The 2,641-nt window shown below is 67.0% G+C and carries 2 protein-coding genes; one reads left to right on the top strand and one right to left on the bottom strand.

Annotation, left to right across the window (positions count from 1 at the left end):
- Positions 1–299: 299 nt before the first annotated feature.
- Positions 300–1,259 carry a cysteine synthase A gene (gene cysK / locus AB4Y84_RS18875; protein ID WP_032975199.1) on the bottom strand — a complete coding sequence of 320 codons (960 nt, stop codon included), beginning with the start codon at positions 1,257–1,259 and terminating at the stop codon, positions 300–302.
- A gap of 208 nt (positions 1,260–1,467) precedes the next feature.
- Here cysK and AB4Y84_RS18870 point away from each other — a divergent pair, with 208 nt between their 5' ends.
- A complete protein-coding gene (locus AB4Y84_RS18870) occupies positions 1,468–2,451 on the top strand; it encodes a LysR family transcriptional regulator (RefSeq protein ID WP_089236625.1) in 984 nt (327 codons plus the stop codon).
- The last annotated feature ends 190 nt before the right edge of the window (positions 2,452–2,641 follow it).

The following is a 2,641-nucleotide window of genomic DNA, read 5'->3' as shown; positions in this document are numbered from 1 at the left end:
CTCATGCACTGCGATCCGCGCTGTTCATGCACGATGGCTGGCGGCGCCTTATCGATGCTGCGTCATGACCGTCTCATGCACTGCGATCCGCGCTGTTCATGCACGATGGCCGGCGGCGCCTTCACGCAGGCTGAAGCGAGCGCCGCACTCGGGTAAAACGAAAGTTTTCGGGGTGAATCTCTTATGATTTCTGGGGAAAGCTGTCCGCTTCCGTCGGCAATACCCAGACAGGATCGCCCAAATAGCAAACGCCCACCGCGAGGGTGGGCGTCATCCTGCTGTCATCGACAACGCGGCGATCAGGGCAGACCGGCCAACCAGTCGTCGTCCGAACCTTCATTGACGTCGGCGAACAGCGGCGTGGAGAAGTAGCGTTCACCGGTGTCCGGCAACATCGCCAGGATCACCGCGCCCGGTTCGGCGCGATCTGCCACGTCCAGTGCGCTCGCAACCGTGGCACCGGCGGAGATGCCGACGAAGATGCCTTCCTCCGCCGCCAGCCGGCGGGCGGTGGCGATCGCGCGGTCATCTTCCACCGTCACCAGTTCGTCGACCACATTGCGATTGAGCACATCGGGCACGAAGTCCGGGGTCCAGCCTTGGATCTTGTGCGGCTTCCAGTCATCGCCCTTCAGCAAGGCGGCGCCGGCCGGCTCGGTGGCGATGATGCGGGTGTCCGGGCGGGCGACCTTCAGTACTTCGCCGACGCCGGTCAAGGTGCCGCCGGTTCCCCAGCCACTCACGAAGTAGTCCAGCCGCTTGCCGGCGAAATCACGCAGGATCTCCGCGGCGGTGGTGTTGCGGTGGTAGGCCGGGTTGGCCGGGTTGGCGAACTGGCTGGCCAGGAACCAACCGTGTTCCTCGGCCAGCTCGCGCGCCCTGCGCACCATGCCGCTGCCGCGCTCGGCGGCCGGGGTCAGGATGACCTTAGCGCCGTAGGCCCGCATCAGCTTGCGGCGTTCCACCGAGAAGGTCTCGACCATGGTCGCCACGAACTTGTAGCCGCGTGCGGCCGCCACCATCGCCAGGGCGACGCCGGTGTTGCCCGAGGTGGCTTCGACGATGGTGTCGCCCGGCTTGAGCAGGCCACGCTGTTCGGCATCGAGGATGATCGCCAGCGCCAGGCGATCCTTCACCGAGCCGCCCGGATTGAAGGACTCGACCTTGGCGTACAGGGTCACACCCTGCGGCGCCAGTCGCTGCAGCTTGACGATGGGGGTGTTGCCGATGGTGTCGAGGATGGAGTCGTACAGGGCCATGGGAGCGCTCCAGGAACAGGCCGCGCCGGGCTCGGCGGGCGGAAAGGAAGTGGGCTGGCTGTTCAGGCCAGCGGCTGCCGGCTGACCGTAGCGCCGGCATATGACGCCCGGAAATGACCAGATACCTTTCTTAAACAACCTTTGGTTATAAGCTGGTGACGGCAATTGACCCTAGAGTGGACCTCCGCCCCCACATCGCCCGCCTGCCATGACGCTGACCCAGCTGCGCTACCTGGTTGCCATCGCCGACGCCGAGCTGAACATCACGCTCGCCGCCTCGCGCGTGCATGCCACCCAGCCTGGGCTGTCCAAGCAGCTCAAGCAGCTGGAGGACGAACTGGGCTTCCTGCTGTTCGTACGCAAGGGGCGCAGCCTGGAGTCGGTCACCCCGGCCGGCACCGAAGTGATCAGCCGCGCCCGCGCGGTGCTGTCCGAGGCCAACAACATCCGCACCTACGCGGCCAACCAGCGTCGCGAGAGCCAGGGCCAGCTGATCCTGACCACCACCCACACCCAGGCGCGTTTCGTGCTGCCGCCGGCGGTGGCGCGCATCAAGCAGGCCTATCCGCAGGTCAGCGTGCACCTGCAGCAGGCCGGTGAGGCCGATGCGCTGGACCGGCTGAACCAGGGCGATGCCGATATCGCGATCATCAGTACCGCCGGCAGCGAACCCAGCGACGGCATCGCCGTGCCGCTGTTCCGCTGGCGGCGGCTGGTGGTGGTGCCCAAGGGCCATCCGCTGGACCGCGCCGGCCGCGTACCGGACCTGGCAGCATTGGCCCGCCAGCCGCTGATCAGCTATGAATCCTCGACCCGACCCAACTCCTCCCTGCAGCGCGCTTTTGCCGCGCAGAGCCTGGTACCCGATCTGGCGCTGACCGCACTGGATGCGGACCTGATAAAGACCTATGTGCGTACGGGTCTGGGGGTCGGGCTGCTGGCCGAGATGGCGATCAGCGCCAACGACGAGGATCTGCGGGTATGGCCGGCGCCGGCGCCGATCACCGAGTGCGTCGCCTGGGCGGTGCTGCCGCGCGACCGGGTGCTGCGCGACTACGCGCTGGAGCTGGTGCATGTGCTGGCCCCGCAGATTGATCCGCGCGACCTGCGGCGGGTGCTGGATGGCAACCAGGCCGCGTCCTGGCCGGTGCCGCCGACCTGGGAATCGCTGACCCAGACCATCACGGTGTGAGGTTGGTCGAGCAGGGCTGCGCCCTGCACCTGCGGTAGTGCCGGCCGCTGGCCGGCAACCTCAGCAGCAACAGCAACAGCAACAGCAACAGCGTGCATTCCGTGGGATGGCGGGGCGGYRTGGGTAGGCAGGACACGCCGTAAACCCATCCATGGGGGCTCGATGGCGCCATCCCTCGATGGCGCCATCC

This window comes from Stenotrophomonas sp. 2YAF22 (assembly GCF_052114665.1).
In the GTDB taxonomy this organism is placed as follows: Bacteria; Pseudomonadota; Gammaproteobacteria; order Xanthomonadales; family Xanthomonadaceae; genus Stenotrophomonas; species Stenotrophomonas indicatrix.
The sequence above is the reverse complement of the archived record's forward strand: the minus strand, read 5'-3'. Positions and strand labels throughout refer to the sequence as shown.

What these genes read in the sequence shown, in the direction of transcription:
- cysK (WP_032975199.1), bottom strand. Translation starts at nt 1,259, where the DNA reads ATGGCCCTGTACGACTCCATCCTCGACACCATCGGCAACACCCCCATC.
- AB4Y84_RS18870 (WP_089236625.1), top strand. Translation starts at nt 1,468, where the DNA reads ATGACGCTGACCCAGCTGCGCTACCTGGTTGCCATCGCCGACGCCGAG.